The sequence below is a fragment of the Hyunsoonleella rubra genome (assembly GCF_042684665.1).
Taxonomy (GTDB): domain Bacteria; phylum Bacteroidota; class Bacteroidia; order Flavobacteriales; family Flavobacteriaceae; genus Jejuia; species Jejuia rubra.
On record NZ_JBHULY010000001.1, the window covers coordinates 1 to 20,317 of the forward strand.

General features: G+C 37.4%; 19 protein-coding genes. 11 read left to right on the forward strand and 8 right to left on the reverse strand.

Annotation, left to right across the window (positions count from 1 at the left end):
- Nucleotides 1-46: 46 nt before the first annotated feature.
- The 4 genes from ACFSR8_RS00005 to ACFSR8_RS00020 form a co-directional block, all read right to left on the reverse strand.
- A complete protein-coding gene (locus ACFSR8_RS00005) occupies nucleotides 47-721 on the reverse strand; it encodes a hypothetical protein (RefSeq protein ID WP_380287756.1) in 675 nt (224 codons plus the stop codon).
- A gap of 221 nt (nucleotides 722-942) precedes the next feature.
- The gene (locus ACFSR8_RS00010) at nucleotides 943-1,638 is read right to left on the reverse strand and encodes a hypothetical protein (protein ID WP_380287758.1); all 696 of its coding nucleotides are present in this window, start codon (nucleotides 1,636-1,638) and stop codon (nucleotides 943-945) included.
- Nucleotides 1,611-1,955: a PadR family transcriptional regulator gene (locus tag ACFSR8_RS00015; protein WP_109406047.1), complete on the reverse strand. Its 345-nt coding sequence runs from the start codon at nucleotides 1,953-1,955 to the stop codon at nucleotides 1,611-1,613. The genes ACFSR8_RS00010 and ACFSR8_RS00015 overlap by 28 nt, the downstream gene beginning before the upstream one ends.
- 266 nt (nucleotides 1,956-2,221) lie before the next feature.
- Nucleotides 2,222-3,010, reverse strand: a complete 789-nt coding sequence (locus tag ACFSR8_RS00020) for a hypothetical protein (RefSeq protein ID WP_380287760.1) — start codon at nucleotides 3,008-3,010, stop codon at nucleotides 2,222-2,224.
- A 374-nt stretch (nucleotides 3,011-3,384) separates the two neighbouring features.
- On the opposite strand from ACFSR8_RS00020, the gene porG reads away from it, so the two are divergent.
- The 6 genes from porG (at nucleotide 3,385) to murI (ending at nucleotide 10,173) form a co-directional block, all read left to right on the forward strand.
- Nucleotides 3,385-4,074 (forward strand): type IX secretion system protein PorG, encoded by a 690-nt coding sequence (gene porG / locus ACFSR8_RS00025; protein ID WP_380287762.1) that lies wholly within the window; start codon nucleotides 3,385-3,387, stop codon nucleotides 4,072-4,074.
- The gene (locus ACFSR8_RS00030; RefSeq protein ID WP_380287764.1) at nucleotides 4,074-4,814 is read left to right on the forward strand and encodes an isoprenyl transferase; all 741 of its coding nucleotides are present in this window, start codon (nucleotides 4,074-4,076) and stop codon (nucleotides 4,812-4,814) included. Before porG ends, ACFSR8_RS00030 begins: the two co-directional genes overlap by 1 nt.
- A 10-nt stretch (nucleotides 4,815-4,824) precedes the next feature.
- Nucleotides 4,825-7,419 carry an outer membrane protein assembly factor BamA gene (bamA, locus tag ACFSR8_RS00035; protein ID WP_380287766.1) on the forward strand — a complete coding sequence of 865 codons (2,595 nt, stop codon included), beginning with the start codon at nucleotides 4,825-4,827 and terminating at the stop codon, nucleotides 7,417-7,419.
- A gap of 178 nt (nucleotides 7,420-7,597) precedes the next feature.
- Nucleotides 7,598-8,686: an OmpH family outer membrane protein gene (locus ACFSR8_RS00040; protein WP_380287768.1), complete on the forward strand. Its 1,089-nt coding sequence runs from the start codon at nucleotides 7,598-7,600 to the stop codon at nucleotides 8,684-8,686.
- Nucleotides 8,687-8,722: 36 nt separating this feature from the next.
- Nucleotides 8,723-9,232, forward strand: coding sequence for an OmpH family outer membrane protein (locus ACFSR8_RS00045; protein WP_380287770.1), 510 nt, complete (start codon nucleotides 8,723-8,725; stop codon nucleotides 9,230-9,232).
- A 161-nt stretch (nucleotides 9,233-9,393) separates the two neighbouring features.
- Complete coding sequence (murI, locus tag ACFSR8_RS00050; RefSeq protein WP_380287772.1) at nucleotides 9,394-10,173, forward strand: glutamate racemase; 780 nt, start codon at nucleotides 9,394-9,396, stop codon at nucleotides 10,171-10,173.
- 124 nt (nucleotides 10,174-10,297) lie between these two features.
- Here the strand turns inward: murI and ACFSR8_RS00055 are convergent, their stop codons facing one another.
- The 3 genes from ACFSR8_RS00055 to ACFSR8_RS00065 form a co-directional block, all read right to left on the reverse strand.
- On the reverse strand, nucleotides 10,298-10,813 hold the full coding sequence (locus ACFSR8_RS00055) for a gamma carbonic anhydrase family protein (protein WP_380287774.1): 516 nt from the start codon (nucleotides 10,811-10,813) through the stop codon (nucleotides 10,298-10,300).
- Between the two features lie 86 nt (nucleotides 10,814-10,899).
- Complete coding sequence (locus tag ACFSR8_RS00060; protein ID WP_380287776.1) at nucleotides 10,900-11,634, reverse strand: LytR/AlgR family response regulator transcription factor; 735 nt, start codon at nucleotides 11,632-11,634, stop codon at nucleotides 10,900-10,902.
- A 29-nt stretch (nucleotides 11,635-11,663) separates the two neighbouring features.
- Nucleotides 11,664-13,829 carry a tetratricopeptide repeat-containing sensor histidine kinase gene (locus ACFSR8_RS00065; RefSeq protein ID WP_380287778.1) on the reverse strand — a complete coding sequence of 722 codons (2,166 nt, stop codon included), beginning with the start codon at nucleotides 13,827-13,829 and terminating at the stop codon, nucleotides 11,664-11,666.
- Between the two features lie 248 nt (nucleotides 13,830-14,077).
- Between ACFSR8_RS00065 and ACFSR8_RS00070 the strand changes: the two genes are divergently transcribed.
- Nucleotides 14,078-15,232, forward strand: a complete 1,155-nt coding sequence (locus ACFSR8_RS00070) for a VWA domain-containing protein (protein ID WP_380287780.1) — start codon at nucleotides 14,078-14,080, stop codon at nucleotides 15,230-15,232.
- Nucleotides 15,233-15,332: 100 nt separating this feature from the next.
- Here ACFSR8_RS00070 and ACFSR8_RS00075 read toward each other — a convergent pair whose 3' ends face one another.
- The gene (locus tag ACFSR8_RS00075; protein ID WP_380287782.1) at nucleotides 15,333-16,337 is read right to left on the reverse strand and encodes a PorP/SprF family type IX secretion system membrane protein; all 1,005 of its coding nucleotides are present in this window, start codon (nucleotides 16,335-16,337) and stop codon (nucleotides 15,333-15,335) included.
- A 159-nt stretch (nucleotides 16,338-16,496) separates the two neighbouring features.
- Between ACFSR8_RS00075 and ACFSR8_RS00080 the strand changes: the two genes are divergently transcribed.
- From ACFSR8_RS00080 to ACFSR8_RS00095, 4 genes are all read left to right on the forward strand, one after another.
- Entirely contained in the window at nucleotides 16,497-17,399 is a 903-nt protein-coding gene (locus ACFSR8_RS00080; RefSeq protein WP_380287784.1) for a NifU family protein, read from the forward strand.
- Nucleotides 17,400-17,467: 68 nt separating this feature from the next.
- Entirely contained in the window at nucleotides 17,468-17,668 is a 201-nt protein-coding gene (locus ACFSR8_RS00085; RefSeq protein WP_186557929.1) for a dodecin family protein, read from the forward strand.
- Between the two features lie 156 nt (nucleotides 17,669-17,824).
- Complete coding sequence (locus tag ACFSR8_RS00090; protein ID WP_380287786.1) at nucleotides 17,825-19,894, forward strand: thioredoxin domain-containing protein; 2,070 nt, start codon at nucleotides 17,825-17,827, stop codon at nucleotides 19,892-19,894.
- Nucleotides 19,891-20,244: a DUF1304 domain-containing protein gene (locus ACFSR8_RS00095; RefSeq protein WP_380287788.1), complete on the forward strand. Its 354-nt coding sequence runs from the start codon at nucleotides 19,891-19,893 to the stop codon at nucleotides 20,242-20,244. Before ACFSR8_RS00090 ends, ACFSR8_RS00095 begins: the two co-directional genes overlap by 4 nt.
- Nucleotides 20,245-20,317: the final 73 nt, after the last annotated feature.

A 20,317-nucleotide genomic window follows, 5' to 3' on the forward strand; every position in this document is an offset into this window, starting at 1 on the left:
GGTTTAAGTAAAAAAATAAAATATTAATTATCTTTAGAGAACTGGACTAGGGCTTTTCATAGGACACGGTGTTGTACACCGTTTTTAATTTTCCTTCCTTTATTTGTTCAATCAATTCACATCTTTTTTCGGTACTACTTTGTTCTTTAAAATCTTTTCCAATTCTTACAAAATCATATGGAATATATTTAATTTCAGATTCTACAGTTTTTTCAAAACGACTTTCTCCATAGGCTAAAAGTGTGCTTTTTTCGTCAGTCTCCGAACTTAATAATATTTGTTTTAATTCTCCATTTTTTTGTTTGGTAAAAACTCTAAACTTTGACCTGTCCATTTCTAATTCCGTAGGATAAAATACAATTCCGTTTTCATCGAATATTATTTGTTCACGTCTATGTTTTTTTTCGAAAGTTTGTCCAAAATCAGAATTGTCAATTATTATCGCTGTTCCTTTAAAATTTTCGGGTAGAATTATGTCGAATTTCTGAATGTCAGCAAAATAAAATGAAATAGAAGAATAAGTTTTAGAAACTGGAATAAACAATATAGCTGGTATTAAAATCCAAAGTAATTTTTGTTTAATTTTTAAATTCCCAAATAGAAGTATAATAATTCCAATAACATAAATTGGAAGTCCGATTATAAAACCAAAATAAATAAAGAATGGTATTAAAAACCCAATAATCAAAAATGATATTCCTATTTTGTCTCTTGTAGTCATTCAGTTCGTTAATTGTGTACAACGGTCTTGTGTATGAAACGTAGCGTATAAATAGACGCCAACTTTTCGGATTTAGCACGAGCCGAATTTTTTATTTTTATGTTTAATTTTCTTTTATAAATATAACCAAATTAAAAATTTGGCGTACTTTGTAAATATACAAAAACCTCTCGGAAAGCCTATAATAGCTATGTTTTATACACGGTGTTGTAGCCAGTACTTTATTCCGAAATTTTCACTTTATTTTCTTTTTTTGACACATAAAATGATACAAAAGAAATTGTTAAAATAAATAGTCCGAATAATAGATTATAGACGCTCAAATTCATTTGTAAATTACCAAAATCAGATATTCCAAATGAACCTGAACGAGTAATAAAAAGAGTACTAAAAAAAGTCAATAATTTGCTGATAACAATTACGCTTACCAAAAATGGAATATTTGTCAGTTTTCGTGAATTTAAACTCATATTCTTATATTTCTTATAGGCAAATATAGACAATGCCAAAGATGAAAATATAAGTATTCCAATTGATACATAATTTAGATTTTCACTATCTATCCCAACGTTATTGGCAATTATTAATGATAAATTTGCAAGTAAATTGGTTATTGTGATAAATGCCATAAACAATAGTATTCCTTTTAGGTATGGAATAATCTTATTTCTGAAATAAATATTTTTATTGACTTTACCATATTCAGCCGTCAGCTCTTTCGTATTTCCAATTCGATTTTTTGCTATTAGTAGAGATTCTTCAGTATTTAATCCCAGTCGTTGCAATTCGTCAATTTCATCGAGTAAATGACTTTCCAATTCGTTAATATTGTCAAGAGTCATATTCGAGTTTTGAGATAGTTCTGATTTCCAGATTTCGATATTTTCCTTTAAGTTAAACTTGGTTCTATTTTCCATAATTTAGATATAATTTGATTGATAATTGTCCAGTTTTCTTTTTCTGATAAAAGTTGCTTTTTTCCTTTGTTACTAATTTTATAATACTTTCTTTTTCTTCCAGATTCACCCATTTTCCAATAAGATTCGATGAGTTCTTTTTTTTCTAATTTGTGTAAAACAGGATATAAAGTTCCATCTCCATATTCTATTTTTCCATTAGATATTTCTTTAACGTTTTGGATTATTTCATATCCATAAGATTCGTTTTTTGAAAGTATTGATAGAATAATAGGTATTGAAGAAGCGCCAATTAATTCTTTTGATAGTTTTTCCATATGCATATTCTTTAGAATACAAATATACATAGAAGTTCGATGTATAAAAATAAAATCGTAAGTTTTTTTTCGTATTGGCTACAACGTTAAATATATGGCAAGTAGGGCAGAAAACAATCGATTATTTTCGGTTTAGCCACAAGCCAAATCTTTTGTATTTTGTTTTAATTTTTCTCTTTTAATACCAAATCAAAAGATTTGGCGACTTAATAAATATACAGAACTTTTGGATTAAACATTAATCGCCCTATTTGCTATATATAGTGTTAGGCAACGTTATCTTCTTTCCAACCATTGGTTTTAGCTATTAATTCTGGATATAGGCAAGCTGTATTTCCGTCTTGTGAAACCAAAATTTTAATTGAATCTCCAATTGATTTATTATTTGTTAAAGCGAAATTATTAGTCCTTGATTTCGCAACAATATTTCCATATTCAAAGTGTACATCCATTGATGAGCCAAATTTCGAAAATGTAAATCCCTTATTTTGGCTTATAGAAATTATTTTACCTTCTTTAACTTTCCCAGTTTTATATAATGCAATTTCCTTTCTAACTCGTGAGTACAATAAATAGCAGAGAATTAAACCAATTGACAAAACAACACCTGCGATATAATACATAAAATCCATATTAAAGGAATATTGCTCGTATTCAGTTGCGATAGATTTTCCATTCAGATGTTTAATTGGAATAACGTCTCCTTTCTGTAAATCTTCAGTTTTTGTTGGGTCAAAAACACTAAATTTTGATTGTGTTTTCTGTCCGTTTAAATCAAATTCATAAGTTAAAATTTGAGGATTATTTCCATTTATAGTTACGTTTTCAATTGCTTTAATGTCAGTCAAAACAGCACTTTCTTTTATTCCGTCAGATTCTATTATTTCAGTGTTTTCAACGTAAGGGAAGTTGCTTTTAAATGAGTCCATCATTAAAGACAAAGGAATGAAAAGGAATAATGCAAATGCAATTCCTTGAAATGCAAAGAGTAGTAGAATTGGTCTAATTTTAGCTCTTTCCCAAATTGTTATAAAGTTGATTTTTCTATTTGTCAATGGTTGTGTTTTTATGTTGCCTAACATTTGTATAACAACAACTCCCAGCCTGGCGATTGCTGTTATATCGTTTATATTTATAACAGCAATGTACTATTTTTCTGAAAAGAATCCAAGGATGTGGTCATAATCTCCGAAATGATTAATGTCACGACGGATTCGCGTTAGGGATTGAGGGATTTGTTGAAGCTCCCCGACGCAGGAGGGAGCGACTCCCGAAAGCCCGACCACGCCATAAGCGTGGTAACGCCCAAAAAACCTATTCCCAAACTAATAACAATATTTCCGCATTATTTCTGTTTTAGCTTCATACAATTTCCCTCAAATTGTAATAGGCTCATCTTATTTATTATATTTGCAAACTTTAAAAGGCTATGCGCTACGTAACCCTATTCATAATAAGCATCTTAACCATGCAATTTAGTTTCTCTCAAATCAACGAAATCGGTGTTTTTTTGGGCGGGAGCAACTTTATTGGTGATGTTGGTGCCACGGATTATATTTCCCCAAATCAATTTGCCATTGGCGGTATTTACAAATGGAACAGAAGTAAGCGACATTCTTATCGTGTGTCGTTGATTTTTAGTGAGCTGGAAGGCATTGACGTGGAATCTGACGACCCAAGACGACAACAGCGAGGCCTGAGCTTTAATACCAGTGTTATGGAAGTTTCGGCGGGTATGGAGTTTACCTTTATGGACTTTAACCTTCATGAGGGCCGACCCGTGGCCACACCATATTTGTACACCGGTATTAGCATTGCGAAACACGATAACAACTACTACAATGCTGGAGTGTTGACCTCCGAAAACAGTGAGAGTTGGGCTTACGGTATCCCTATGGTTTTAGGTTTTAAAATGCGGTTTATCGAGAATTTTATTTTAGGTTTGGAAGTTGGTGCGAGGTATACATTTACTGATGAAATTGACGGAAGTGTTCCCGATGGGGAATTTAGAAGAGCGCAGTTCAGTATTGGCAACATCAACAATAACGACTGGTACATGTTTTCGGGCATTACGCTAACGTATACATTTGGGGAAAATCCCTGCTACTGTGTGGAATAATGGATTTAAAGGACAACATACTGCTTAATGCTTTACCCCGACACATCGCCATCATCATGGACGGCAATGGGCGCTGGGCAAAGCAAAAGGGTATGATACGTGCTTTTGGTCATGAAAATGGCACCAAAGCAGTACGTAGAACCGTGGAGGCTTGTGCCGAACTGGGCGTACCAAACCTAACACTTTATGCCTTTTCCACTGAAAATTGGAATCGTCCAAAACTGGAGGTAAAAACCTTGATGAAGCTGTTGATTTCATCGTTAAAAAAGGAAATTAAAACCCTTCAGGACAACAATATAAAATTGTCTGCCATTGGCAACCTCAATTCGCTCCCTGAAAAAGTGAACAAAGAGCTTTCGGAAGTGATGGAACGCACTAAAGATAATAGTCGCATGACGCTGACTCTGGCACTAAGCTACGGTTCACGGGAGGAACTGTTAAACGCCGTTAAAGAAATTAGCAATAACGTTAAAAATAATATAATTTCGCCCGATGCTATTGATGAATCGATTATTAATAAGCATCTTTACACGCAAAATTTGCCAGACGTGGATTTGCTTATCAGGACCAGTGGCGAACAACGTATTAGTAATTTTTTGCTTTGGCAGATAGCCTACGCTGAGTTGTACTTTACAAACGTACTTTGGCCAGATTTTACAAAGCAACATTTGTATGAAGCGATTATAGAATATCAAAAAAGAGAACGACGATTTGGGAAAACAAGTGAGCAACTTAGCTAATACCTTCTTATTGAAAACTTACCTCAAACATTGTATAGCGTTAGTACTTATAGCACTTAGCTTCGCGCTTCACGGGCAGAATATTCAATACGGAAATAGCAAGAAATATAATTTGGCGGGTGTTTCGGTGTCCGGAAATACCAGTTTTAACGAACAGACCATCGTGGCCTATTCTGGCCTAAGAAAAGGCAAGGAAATCATGATTCCGGGCGAAGATGTGGCCAATGCCATCAAAAAGTTGTGGAATTCCAAACTCTTCAGCGATATTGAAATCTTCATAAAAAATATTGAAGGCAATAATGTCTTTTTAGAGATTCAGCTTTCAGATTTGCCACAATTAAATGAGTTAAAAATAACCGGGGTTAAAAAGGGAAAAAAGGAAGGCATTATTAATGACAATAAGCTGAAAAAAGGCACAAAAGTTACGGAAAACCTTATCACCACTACAAAGAACTTTTTAATAAAAAAATACAGGAAGCAAGGATTTTATAACGCCAAGGTGAATATCAACACCATTGAGGTTAAAGATTCATTGGATAAGGCCAGAGTGAATATGGTTGTAGCTGTGGATAAGGGCCAAAAGGTAAAAATAAAGGATATTGTGTTTGATGGCCGTTCTGCGCTAAAGGCAAAACATCTGCGCAAGGCCATGAAAAGCACCAAGAAAATTAATCGCCTGCGTGTTTATAAACGTTCTAAATTTATTGATTCCGCCTATCAGGCGGATTTATCTGCTTTAATTGATAAATATGCCGAAAACGGATACCGGGATGCCCGAATTATTTCTGACAGTATTAGTGTAAATGGTGATAAAACCATATCCATTCACTTGAAATTAGAAGAAGGTACTTTGTATAAGTTTGGGAAAATTGATTTTATTGGAAATACGGTTTATACGGACCGCCAATTAAATCGTTATCTGCGCATCAAAGAAGGAGACACTTACAATGGCGTATTGTTGCAGGAACGAATTGCCGATAATTCCAAACCGGATGCGGACGATATTACCAACCTGTATCAAAACCATGGCTATTTGTTTTCAACCATAAACCCTGTGGAAGTTAGTGCCGAAAATAATGTTATCGATATGGAAATCCGTATTTCTGAAGGTAAACCTGCCTATTTTGATAACGTTACCGTTTCTGGAAACGATAAGACTAATGACCATGTGATTTACCGGGAAATGCGTACCCGTCCCGGACAATTGTATAGTAAGTCCAATGTAGTGAGAACCATTCGTGAATTGGGGCAATTGGGCTTTTTTGATGCCCAGGAGCTTACTCCAGATATCAAAAACCCTAATCCAAATGAAGGCACTGTAGATGTGGAATATACGGTAAAAGAAACCGGCTCCAGTCAAATAGAACTCCAAGGTGGCTATGGTGGCGGTGGCTTTATTGGTACTCTTGGGCTATCCTTTAACAACTTTGCGATTAAGGATATTTTCAAAAAAAACGCATACAAGCCTATTCCTATGGGCGATGGTCAAAAATTGGCCTTGAGATTGCAAGCAAGCCGATTTTTCCAAACCTATAGCTTTTCATTCTCTGAGCCATGGTTAGGCGGTAAACGTCCAGTGCAGTTTTCGACTTCTATATCGCATACCAAACAGTTTTTGTTTGACCCTATTACCAGAGGCGCAGATCGCGACCAAAGTTTTAATATTACTGGAATCACTCTTGGTCTAGCCAAACGTTTAACCGTTCCTGACGATTATTTCACTCTTTCGCAGGCTTTAAGCTTCCAGCTTTATGATCTGAACAACTACAACACTGGGCTTTTTACGTTTGGTAACGGTAGTTCTAGAAACCTATCATATACCATAGGGCTAAGCCGAAATAACACAAGAATTGATCCAATATTCCCAACGGGTGGATCTAATTTTAACGTTACGGCCAAACTTTCTGTTCCTTACTCTTTGTTTGATGGCGTGGATTATGAAGCATTGAATAATGAACGTAGGGAAAAGCAACAAATAATAGATAACTTCAGACTGAACTCAAACCCCACAGTTGCGGAAACTAAAGAGTTTAATGAGGCATCAACAAGAAGATCTGAAATAGACCAAGAACGTTTTAAATGGCTTGAGTTCTATAAAATCAATTTTAAAGGGGACTGGTATACTGAGATTATCAAAAATTTGGTTTTAAAACCAACTGTTGAATTTGGTTTTCTAGGCGCCTATAATAATGCTAGAGGAGAAATTCCTTTTGAACGTTTCTTTTTAGGTGGAGATGGTTTAGGCAACTTTGCTTTGGACGGCAGGCAGGTTATTGCCTTGCGTGGTTACCCTAACCAATCACTTTCCAGTAGGGATGGTGGTACCATTTATAATAAATTCTCACTGGAATTGCGCTATCCAATAACTTTGGAAGCCTCAGCCAAAATTTTTGCTTTAACCTTTTTAGAGGGTGGTGCTTCTTATGATAATTTTAGGGATTATAACCCATTTAACCTTCAAAGGTCGGCAGGTGTAGGCGTGCGTATATTTATGCCAGCCTTCGGTTTACTGGGTATAGATTTCGGTCATGGTTTCGATCCTGTTCCGGGTGATGCAGAAAAAAGCGGATGGCAAACGCACTTCATTATCGGTCAGCAATTTTAAAGAAAATTTTATTTTTGGCACGATATTTTCTAACAACAGTGTGATGATTTGATTGGAATTAAAATTTTTAAGATTATATTTCGTTAATTTTGAAGATTGTAATTCGAAATGGTGGCAGAACAGCAAATAAATCATCTGTCGTTTTTAGAATTTATAAATGATAAAACTTAAACTACAGATGCGAAACAACGTTCTTTTTTTATTGACGGTAGCAGTAATGCTTGGTATTTCCGCTCATGCTCAGCGTGGTGTAAGAATAGCATATATCGACACGGAATATATCCTGGAAAAAGTGCCGGAATATCAGGAGGCCATGACCCAATTGGATGCGAAGGCCCAAAAATGGAAGAATGAAATTCAAGGCAAGCTTTCAGAAATAGCTCAAAAACGTAAGGATCTGAGCAACGAAAAGGTATTGTTGACCAATGAGCTGATCGAGGAGCGCGAGGAGGATATCGCCTATGAGGAAAAAGAAATACTAGACTATCAGCAAAAGCGGTTTGGTCCAAACGGGGATTTGATGATTCAACAAAAACAGTTGATGCAACCCATTCAAGATCAAATTTTTGCAGCGGTACAGGATATGGCAGAAAGTAGAAAATACGATTTTATTTTCGACAAATCAGCCGACGTAGTGATGCTCTATTCAGCCAAACAATACGATATAAGCGATCAAGTATTGAGAGTGATTACAAGGTCATCTAAAAGAAAGCAAGCGCAAAGTAGGGCACAACGTAAGGCTGCTGAAAATGAAGAGGTAGTTCCAGATATTAATTATGAATTGGAGGAACGCCAAAAAGCCTTGGAAGAGAAAAAGCAGGCTCGCGAAAGTGCAGTGGAAAAGCGAAGACAGGAAATTTTAGCAGCTCGCGAAAAGAAAAAACTGGAAGCCGAGGCAAGACGCCAACAAATATTGGAAGAACGCGAAAAAGCAAGACAGGCCAAATTGGATGCCAGAAAAAAAGTAACTGAGACCAGTTCGGAGGAAACAGAAACATCAACTGGTATAGGAAGCGAAGAGACAGGGCAAAATGAAAGTACGGGAACGGGCGAGGCGAAAACGGCAGAAGTGAAAACTGGTGAAGTTGAATCGCAAAGCGAGACCAAAACCAGAGAACAACTGATTGAGGAAAACCGTCAAAAGAAATTAGCCGACCGTGAGGCCCGGAAAAAGGCATTGGAAGAGCGAAAAAAGAAAATATTAGAGGAGCGCCAAAAAGCTCTTGAAGAAAGACAAAAAGCGAGAGACAGTATAAAAAACAATTAAACTTTAAAATTATAACACATTAATACATTTTTGAAAATGAAACATTTTAAAACACTTTTAGTAGCAACTGCTTTATGCATAGGATCGATTGGTTTTGTAGGGGCCCAAAGCAAAATTGCGCATATAAATACCCAGGAATTAATCCAAGCGATGCCAGAGATGGCAGAGGCGAAGTCGCAATTGGAAACCCTTTCCAAAACCTATCAAACGGATTTGCAAAATATGGGTAACGAGTTCCAAACCAAAGTAAAACAATACGATTCTGAGGCGGCGACGAAAACCCAAGAAGAAAATACCAAGCGCGCTCAAGAGGTACAAACAATGGAGCAAAACATCCGTCAGTACCAAGCTAAAGCGCAACAGGATTTGCAGAAAAAAGAGTTTGATCTATTAAAACCTATTACCGAAAAAGCTAAAGCGAAAATTTTGGAAGTAGCTAGAGCACAAGGTTTTGATTACGTATTGGATTCCTCACAAGGTGCAACCATAATGGCTGACGGTAAGGATTTATTAGCAGATGTTAAAAAAGCGTTGAATATCCAATAATATACTCCTAAAGGAAATAAACTAGGAAAAGCTGCTTTTTAAGGCAGCTTTTTTAATTTAGGGAAACTTTCATTAAAATTGAATTTTAATGAATTAGTTGAACTTACCCTGATGAAAATCAGGATCTCTTTATATCTTAGTAAATTTCATTTTGAATTCGCATGAGCAGATCCCCTATTGGTATTTTTGATTCTGGTGTTGGAGGCACTTCCATTTGGAGGGAAATCCATCAATTACTGCCCTACGAAAGCACCATTTATTTGGCCGATAGTATTAATGCACCTTATGGCCCAAAAGGTGCAGAAAAAATTATTGAACTTAGTATTAAAAGCACAGAATTGCTTTTACAAAAGGGTTGCAAACTAATCGTCGTGGCCTGTAATACGGCCACAACTAATGCGATTGATTACCTACGGAAAAATTATAATGTGCCCTTTATCGGGATTGAACCCGCTATAAAACCTGCCGCGCTCAACACCAAAAACAAAGCCGTTGGTATTTTGGCTACGTATGGCACCCTAACCAGTGCCCTATTCTCAAAGACCTCAGGGCTTTTTGCCAAAGATATTCACGTGATTGAGCAGGTTGGTGATGGTATCGTTGAACTTATTGAAGGTGGTAAACTGCACTCCGAAGAAATGAAAGCGCTCCTATCGGAATATCTAAAACCCATGATGGAAGCTAATATTGACTATTTGGTTTTGGGATGCACCCATTATCCCTATTTGATGCCCTTGCTAGTTGATTTATTGCCAATCCATGTTAAAATTATTGATTCTGGAGAGGCAGTGGCGAGGCAGACCAAGGCCATTTTGGAACGAAATGGATTGCTGAACATTGAAATGGCCAAACCAAAACTTCAATTTTTTACGAATGGGAATGTTGAGGTGGTGCATTCTTTGCTGGACAATAAGTATCAGGTAGATTCCTTAAAGTTTTAAACTGCCAAAACCGCGTTAGGGATTGAACACTTCGACTGCGCTCAGTGCAGGCTATCTGTTTGAAATCCCCGACGAAGGAGGTATTGAGTAGTGAAAGCCCGACCCTTGCGGTAACGCCCAAAAACTATTCCTTGAACCAACTCGCATATTTAATATAGGCATCCGCAATACGGTCAATTTCGCCCGAGATTAATTCCTGACTAATACCCTTAATCTTTTTTGCAGGCACTCCAGCGTAGATGGAACCAGATGGCACAACGGTGTTTTTTGAAACTACAGCACCTGCTGCGATAATACAATTAGATTCTACTATAGCACCATCCATAATGATACTGCCCATGCCTACCAACACATTGTCGTGTATGGTACAACCGTGCACAAGCGCATTATGCCCGATGGAAACATTATTGCCAATGTTAGTCGGAGCTGTTTTGTAAGTGCCATGGATCACCGCGCCATCCTGAACATTTACCTTGTTGCCCATTTTAATGTAGTTGACATCACCACGGACAACAGCACTAAACCACACACTACACTGGTTCCCCATAACGACATCCCCCACGATGGTCGCGTTTTCGGCGATAAAACAATCCTCTGGGATTATAGGGGACTTCCCTCTTACTTTTTGTATTACTGGCATATTAATTCCTTTGAAAAAAGGAATCTCTCTATGAGATTCGCTTTCAGTTATTAAATTTAAAAGATTCCTGCTTTCGCAGGAAATTATTATTTAAAGTAGGACAACAAATTCGCTTTTTTAGAAGCCGAGACCATAATTTCCTTACCGTTACTGAGTTCGACACTGCCACCTTTTCCTTTTTTATATTTTACGACTTCGCTTACGTTCACTAAATAGGATTTGTGGACGCGGGCAAAACTAGCATCGCTTAATGCTTCCTCAAAATATTTTAGGGTTTTGCTTACTATTTTCTTTTTGTTGTTGTTCAAATAGATTTCGGTATAATTGTCATCGGCTTTGCAGTAGAGGATATCGCCTGTATTTAGCACTTCAAATCCGCTTTGTTGAGGGATGGTAATCTTACCATTTACTCCCGAAGTTTTGGGTACTAGTACCTCATCCTGTAATGCATTTTCCTTGGATTTTATTTCAGTAACATAGTCCACTGCCTTAATCAACTCGTCTATAGAAATCGGTTTCATTAAGTAATAAGACGCATGCGCATTGAGTGCATCAATGGCATAATGGTCGTACGCGGTGACGAAAATGGTTTCAAAATTAATGTTACCCACTTTTTCCAAAAGGTCGAAGGCGTTGCCATAGGGCATTTCTACATCTAGAAATACGAGGTCTAAATCGTTGTTTCGAATCAGTACCAAGGCCTCATCCACATTAGCTGCTTCGCCCAGCACTTCAACATTTGGGCAGTACTTCTGCAGATAGTTTTTTAAAATCTTTCTGCTGGTTTCTTCGTCTTCTACTATAATGGATTTTAATTTCATATTTATAAGTTTGAAGCGTTATCCCCTTATTAGTCCTTTTTTAACGTTACAATCACTTTCGTTCCAGTATCCTCTTCATCCTGAAAATCATCTACAAAAACATCTACTTTATCTTTATACATTTCGTTCAAAATAGCCACACGCTTTTTGATATTCCCCATCCCTTTTGAGTTTTGTTTTTTCTGGTTTTGGGTTTTTAGTGCCTTGGATTTTTTGCGTCCGATGCCGTCATCCGTAATCGTGATTTTTATTTCATCTTCATTGGCCTGAACGATGTCAATATTGAGTTGACCTTTTTCTTTTTTGTATCTCAAACCGTGCCAAACGGCATTTTCAATGTAGGGTTGCAATAACATAGGCGGTATCACAAAATCAGCTATGGCGATTTTTTCGTCCACATTAATGGCGTAGTCAAATTTATCCTGAAACCTAAAATGCTCCAATTTGGTGTACAGTTGTAATAGTTCGATTTCCTTTTCCAATGGAATAAAATCCTCCTCGCTATTCTCCAAAACGGCGCGCATCAATTTTGAAAAATCAGTCAGATATTTATTGGCCGTCCGTTCATCACTTGAGGCAATAAAACTATTGACCGAATTCAATGCATTAAATATAAAATGAGGGTTCATCTGGCTTCGCAATGACTTTAATGCCAGTAAATTATTGGCCAATCTTTGTTGCTTGATGTATTTAAACATCAAAACTGCGGTAAGCAACAGTAAAAACACACCTCCAATCAGGGAGTAAATAATTATTTTTTGGCGTTTGGATTGTTCCGTCGTCAATAAATATTTGCTTTCAGAAAGTTCCCTGTCGCTTTCCAAACTATTGATCCTGTTTTGCTTAGCCACCAAATCCGCACTGAACTTTGCCGCTTGGGATATTTCCATTTCCTTTTTCCGATAGAGTTTATCGACTACATCGACGTAATCCTGATAAGTGGAAAGCGCCTTATTAAAATCCCCGGCAGAGCGATACACTTCGGACAGTTTTCGGGTGGCGTCCTTTTTTACGATCAAATCTTCCTTGGTATCGGCCTCCTCAATACTTTTTTCCAAATAGGTAATGGCATTGCCATAGTCGTTTTGTCTGGCATAAGCATCTCCAATTTTATAGTTCTGCTTTTGCGGTGTTAGCGGACTTTCGTTGTCAATTTCAGACTCCTGCTCTATCTCAGAAATATCTTCCAAGGCCTGTTTGCGCAATTCAATTTCACTCGGAAAGTCGCTTGCCTCTCTTTGAAAATCTGCCACCTTCACTTTTTCCTCCACAGCTCGTCTTTTACTTTGGGTATTTGCAAGTTGCATGGACTTATCAAAATAGTTTTGGGCTTCATTGAGCTCCCCTTTCTGGCTATACACCTGAGCGATTTTAGAGTTTAAATCCGTAATTTTTGGCGTGATCAAATGGTTTTGGGCCAATTGCAAACCCTGGTTGTAAGCCCCAATGGATTCATCATAATTTTGAATGGCTTGTTGTACGTCACCTATCCCCTCATAAAGCCCGACCACTTGCCAATTACTCAATTCTTTTTTGTTGATACGATTGTAAGTTTCAAGGCTTTCCTGATAGTTTTTATTTAATTTATACGCATTGGCCAATTTTAATTTAACTTCATTTTCTTCTTTATTTTGAAGACTAATTCGATAGTTTGATACTGCTAAATCGTATTGTTTCCAATGGACATAAATATCCCCCAAAAGGCCATAGGCTGTAGCATTTTCTCTCTTTGAATTACTTTCTGAAAGGGCGTCCGCTACAAATTGAATACTGCTTTTAGCATCTGTTTTTAAATATGCTTTCGCGGAATCGATTAAGACATTGAAAGTTACTTTCGGTTTCCTTTTTGAAAACTTATAATTTGAATCCTCAACATCATTGGACTCCACTCTCACTTCAATTTTGTCATTGCTTTGTATGGTATGATACACCGTTTCAAAATCTTTGTGCCTTATAATGAGTTCATCACCCTTTCTTGCTTTAATAGTGAATTTTCCATGCATGTCTGTTGTGGTATAGGCTCCTGCAGTAACTTCCACATTAACCCCACGGATGGGTTCTCTGGTATCGCTTTCAAGGACAACGCCTTTTATTTCCATTGGGAGGCTATTCCGGTCATTAAGCACCTGAGCCACCGAATACCCACTGTTCAGCAGAAAAAGAAACAAAAGCATATGTCTAAAAATCGACTTCATATACATCATTAGAGTAGCTAAACTTACGCACTTTCGTCGGTATAATAAAATGGATGATTCTAAAAAATGACAGGTTTACAACAAGAAATGCCCGCTTTACAAATTGCAAATGCGCGTTCACTCATAGAAGTGCACTGTTCACTCATTTCGGCTTTTTTGCAAAAAACTTTGGGGATAGCTTTACCCCGTAAACCAAAGCTTATCATGGGTTTTGAAACATTCATCTTAATTAAAAAACATAAAACATTATGAAAACTCAAATCACAACTTTTACACTTTGTTTAGCCATACTTGTGGCTACAGCGTGCAACGCAAACACCAAAAAACAGGATGTAGCAATAAACAACACCGAATCCGTTCACCCCGAACCCAACAAACAATTTATAAAAGTGGCATTGCTTTTAGATACCAGTAACAGTATGGACGGACTTATTGACCAGGCGAAAGCACAGCTTTGGGAAATTGTCAACGAACTTTCATACGCCAAATGTGGCACCGGAAAGCCTAATCTAGAAATAGCGCTTTACGAATATGGTAACGACAGGTTAAATGGCCGAGAGGGCTTTATCCGTCAGGTATTGCCTTTTAGTAATGACCTCGACGAAATTTCTAAGGAATTGTTTTCATTGACCACTAATGGTGGAAGTGAGTATTGTGGTCATGTAATTCAAACCTCATTAAACCAATTGAATTGGGGTAGAAACCCTGACGACCTCAAGCTGATTTTTATCGCAGGTAATGAGCCTTTCACTCAGGGTAAAGTGAACTACAAAGACGCATCCGTAAATGCAAAAGAAAGAGACATTACCATCAATACCATTTTTTGTGGGGATTATAACCAAGGTGTTTCCTCCTATTGGAAAGATGGGGCAACCCTAACCCATGGTGACTATATGGCAATAAACCACAATAAGGCTACAGTACATATTACTTCCCCATACGATGACCAAATTCTTCAATTAAATATCAAACTGAACAAAACTTATGTGGCCTACGGCGTTCATGGCGAACGCAAAAGAGTGATGCAAGCGCAACAGGACGCTAACGCAAGCGGATATAGCAAAGCCAACGCCGTTGGCAGAACAGTGAGCAAAAGTTCGCATCTATACAAAAACTCTAAATGGGATTTGGTGGATGCGGTTGAGGCCGAAGAGGTTGTTGTTGAAGAATTGGATGACGACGCATTGCCAACAGAATTAAAAGGTAAAAACAAAGAAGAAATCAAGGCCTATGTTTCAAAGAAGCAAGATGAGCGCAAGGCTATTCAAAAAGAAATTCAGGAATTGAACCAAAAACGAAAGGCCTTTATTGCCAAACAGCAAACCGAAAACACAAATGGCTTGGAAAATGCTATGACCAAAGCAATTAAGACACAAGCCAAAAAGAAAAAGTATACTTGGTAGAAACTATTATTGCGTCATTACGAGGAAGTATGACTGAAGTAATCTTGAAATTGCAAAAAAGAGATTGCTACGTCATACCTCCTCGCAGTGACTAAAAATCTTAATTCACCGCTGGACACTTACAATCAAAGCGTTCTCGCCTACAGCTGAAGTTATAGCCTAAAGTAATTTGATGAAAACCATTGTTGGCATACACTACCGAGTTGGATTGATAAGTATAGGTATAAGCAAACATAAACTGGTTATAATTCACCCCAAGAATAGGCGTAAACTGTTGCAGTTTTTGGCTATTGACACCCCGGGTACCATCCAGGAATTCAGCACCATCTAAACTTTGACGATAAGACAGGCCTCCCCAAATTGTTCCAAACTCCATATCCTTATATGCTTTGGCGTTAATATCGAACATAGCCTCCTGAGTGCCATCCCTATATTGAAACATTACGGACGGCTCAAAACTCCATTCACTGCCAAGCCTTCCAAATACGCCACCGACAGACAAAAGATACCTTCGTAAATTATTTGTAATAGTGATATTATTGTTAATACCAGAATTTTTCAATATGTTCTTAATTGTACCATGCGCATAGAAATCCAAAAAATGGTATGAAAACCCGAAATCAATATTAAAATTGGTCTGATTCTGAACCACACCATCTATAATTAGGTCAGGGCCGTCGGCTAAAAATGTGGTTTCATCCAATTGGTACTGTATAAAACCGCCACTCAATCCGAAAGACAACATATTCAAATCCACTTCACTTCTTGAAAACATAATATGATGAGCGTAGGTCAAATAGGCTCCTGTCTGGGAGTGGTATCCATTTTTATCTGCATACAAAATACCTCCAACTCCAGATGGCGAATCCCCAATGCGGCCATTAATACTCATCGTCAATAACTTAGGCGCATCTTCATGCCCAAACCATTGTTGCCTCCCAGTTAATCTAATCTTGGCGCAATTTGCTACCCCTGCCATCGAAGGGTGTATCAAATAATAATTATCCGTTAAATAGTCCGTGTAAATAGGAATAGCTTCTTGGGCCTCAACTCTCAGGACAAAGAAGGCCCCGATAAAGAGTAGAAAAAGATATCTTAATTTCATAGGTCTTTTTTACAGGTAAACTGGTCATTTATAAACGTTTACATTTACATAAAAGTATTCGCTCATAAACTTTTGGCGGTCAGTATAAAAAAACTAACTAAAATCAAATATATGCATAACTAGGTTTTCTTTTAGTATTTTTGCTAAAAATTAGCTAAAATGAGCCATTTCAAGGTTTCCGTGCAGGAAACAGCCAATAATTCCATTATAAAGTTTGTTGTTGATCAGTTTATCACTAAACATCAAAGTTTTGAATTCAACAATATTGACGAAGCCAAGGATTCGCCTTTGGCGCAACAATTGTTCTATTTGCCTTTTGTTAAGAAGGTTTACATTTCTGGAAATTTTGTTGCTGTGGAACGTTATAATATTGTAGAATGGAGCGATGTTCAAGACGAAGTTGCCCAACAAATCGAGGCCTACCTCAACGAGGGCGGTGTAGTGGTTGAAGAGCAGGAAGCTCCAAAAAAAGTAGCCGTTACGGTTTATGCCGAAAGTACGCCAAACCCTGCCGTAATGAAGTTTGTTGCTAATAAAAAATTAGCAACGGCTACTTTTGAATTCACCTCAATTGACGAAGCAAAATTGTCGCCTTTGGCCTCTGAATTATTTCATTTCCCTTTTGTTAAAAGTGTGTTTATTGAAGAAAATTACGTATCCATCACCAAATATGATGTTACGGAATGGCAGGATATCACAATTCAACTGCGCGAATTTGTGAAACGTTTTATTGAAAGCGGGAAAGATGCAGTTCTTCCCGAAGCGGCCGAAACTTTGGAAAAAACAGCGTCGCAAAAAGATCATCATTTTGAAAATTTGGATGATACTTCCAAGGAAATCGTCAACATCCTTGAGGAATACGTAAAACCAGCCGTTGCCAGTGATGGGGGTAATATTGAATTTATGGGCTATGACGCTAATATAAAAAGTGTTAGCGTACTCCTTCAAGGCGCATGTAGTGGTTGCCCATCCTCTACCTTCACCTTAAAAAATGGTATCGAAAATATGCTAAAACAAATGCTTCCAGGAAAAGTGGAAACCGTAGAGGCCATAAACGGATAGATCTGGTGACTTTGTAAAAATTACGGTGTATTAAGATATATCAAAAACAATTAAAATCTTAAGATATTATGGCAGTATTAAAAGTTATTGAAGTTTTGGCAAACTCCGAAAAAAGTTGGGAAGACGCCACAAAACAAGCAGTAAAGGAGGCCTCTAAAAGTGTGAAAAACATTCGATCGGTTTATGTTCAGGATCAAAGTGCCAGTGTAAAAGATGGTGATATTTCAGAATTCCGTGTCAACGTAAAAATCACTTTTGAAGTAAAATAAACTAGACTTCCTTCAAATCATAAGCGTTCTTAAAGAACGCTTTTTTTATGCCCAATTTTGACCAATCTTGCAACATAAAAACTAAATATTGAAATGGAAAAATTCACGTATTTTTGAGAAATGAAGTTTCCCTTTTTATCATTTCTGATTATTCTTATGAATTGCAAAGGTCAGAATACCGAATCCAAAAATCAGCATCAGTTTACTAACGCGCTCATCAATGAGACGAGTCCATATTTACTGCAGCACGCCCACAACCCGGTAAATTGGCATGCCTGGAACGAAGCCACCTTAAAAAAGGCCAAAGATGAGAATAAACTGATTTTGATTAGTGTTGGCTATTCGTCTTGCCATTGGTGCCACGTAATGGAGCATGAGAGTTTTGAAGACAGCATAGTAGCCCGAGTGATGAACAAGAATTTCATCAATATAAAAGTCGATAGGGAAGAAAGACCGGATGTGGACCAAGTATATATGAACGCCGTACAATTGATGACAGGAAGTGGTGGTTGGCCTTTGAATGTAGTAGCGCTACCTGACGGACGGCCTTTTTGGGGAGGTACCTATTTTGAAAAAAAGCAATGGATGGATGTTTTGGAACAGATTTCTAAACTGTACAAAGAAGAACCCCAGAAATTAGTGCAACAAGCCAAAAATGTCGAAAAAGGCATCAAGTCCCTCGCCGTGGTGGAAGTCAATTCAGATGCGCCTATTTTTGAAAAAACTTTTATTGCCAATGCGGTGGACAGTTGGGCCAAACAATTTGACCACAAATTCGGTGGCACGAATCGGGAGCCCAAATTCATGATGCCCAATAATTATCATTTTTTGTTGCGCTATGCTCATCAAAACGATGATGATGAATTACTGGATTTTGTCAATCTGACACTTACAAAAATGGCCTATGGTGGCGTTTACGACCATATTGGCGGGGGATTCTCAAGATATTCCACGGATGGCAAATGGCACGTCCCACACTTTGAAAAAATGCTGTATGACAATGCCCAACTGGTAAGCCTGTATTCCGATGCGTATGTATTGACCAAAAACGAATTGTATAAATCCGTCGTTGAAGAAACTTTGGATTTTGTTAAAAATGAAATGACAACTCCTGAAGGTGCTTTTTACTCCTCTTTTGATGCCGATAGCGAAAATTCAGAAGGCGAATTGGAAGAGGGCGCCTTTTATGTTTGGGAAAAAGAGGAGTTACAATCGATTTTAAAGGATGATTTCGATCTGTTTTCAGACTATTACAACATTAATAGTTTCGGGCTTTGGGAAAAAGGACATTACGTGCTTATCCGAAAGGATGACGACGCTTCCATCATTGAAAAATATAATATTTCCAAAGCAGAACTCCATCAAAAAAGGGCCAATTGGAAATCCAAATTGGCTGAAATCCGAAACAAACGCCCGAAGCCAAGAATGGACGATAAGGCTTTAACATCATGGAACGGTTTAATGCTGAAAGGTTATGTGGATGCCTATCGGGTCTTTCAAAAACGGGACTATTTAGATATTGCCGAGAAAAATGCCAATTTTATCATTTCCAAAGCCCTACGAGCCGACGGTGGTTTAAACCATACTTACAAAGAAGGTGAAAGCAATATTAATGGCCATTTGGAGGATTACGCTACCGTAATTGATGCCTTCATCTCGCTGTATGAGGTTACGCTGAACGAAACTTGGCTGAACAATGCCAATGATCTGGCAACATACACTTTTCGGCATTTCTTTGACGAAAAAAGTCAGATGCTCTTTTACACATCGGATGAAGATGCATCATTGGTTTCTAGAAATATTGTGTATCACGACAATGTGATTCCCGCAAGTAACTCCATGATGGCGAAAAACTTATTTAAACTTTCACATTACTTTGATAATAAGGAATTTGCAACGTCGGCAGTCACAATGCTCAACAATATTAAACCCGAGATGTCGCCCTACCCTTCGGCGTATTCCAATTGGTTTGATTTGATGCTCAACTATACCAATCCATACTATGAGGTTGCCATAGTTGGCATAGATGCGAAGGATAAAATTTCAGCATTTAATGCGCTGTATATACCCAATAAATTGATTGCAGGCAGTTCTTCAGAAAATAGCATGCCCTTATTGGAAAATCGCTATAACCCGAATAAAACCCTAATTTATGTTTGCGTTAACAAGGCATGTAAATTGCCCGTAAAGGACGTGGACAAAGCCATTAAATTATTGGACAAATGAGTACTCTAGCTGTCATTTTAACAAGTATCGCTGCGTTGGAACATTTCTATTTTTTAATCTTGGAAATGTTTTTTTGGACTAAGCCCAAAGGTATCAAAACCTTCGGCCTAAAATCAAAGAAATTTGCGGAAGAAACTAGGGTTTTGGCTGCTAATCAAGGGCTTTATAACGGCTTTTTGGGTGCAGGATTAATTTTCGCTCTTATTGCAAATGATAAGAACGTCGCAATTTTCTTTTTAGTTTGTGTGACTATTGCAGGTATTTACGGGTCTTATTCCACAAAGCAAATAAAACTATTTTTCGTGCAAGCAGTTCCTGCAATTATTGCCTTGATTTTTTGCTTTATTTAGAATTAATTAACCCGTTGTGCATTATGATTTAAAAGAAAAAAGTTGTTCATCTTACTGATAATCAGTAAATTGT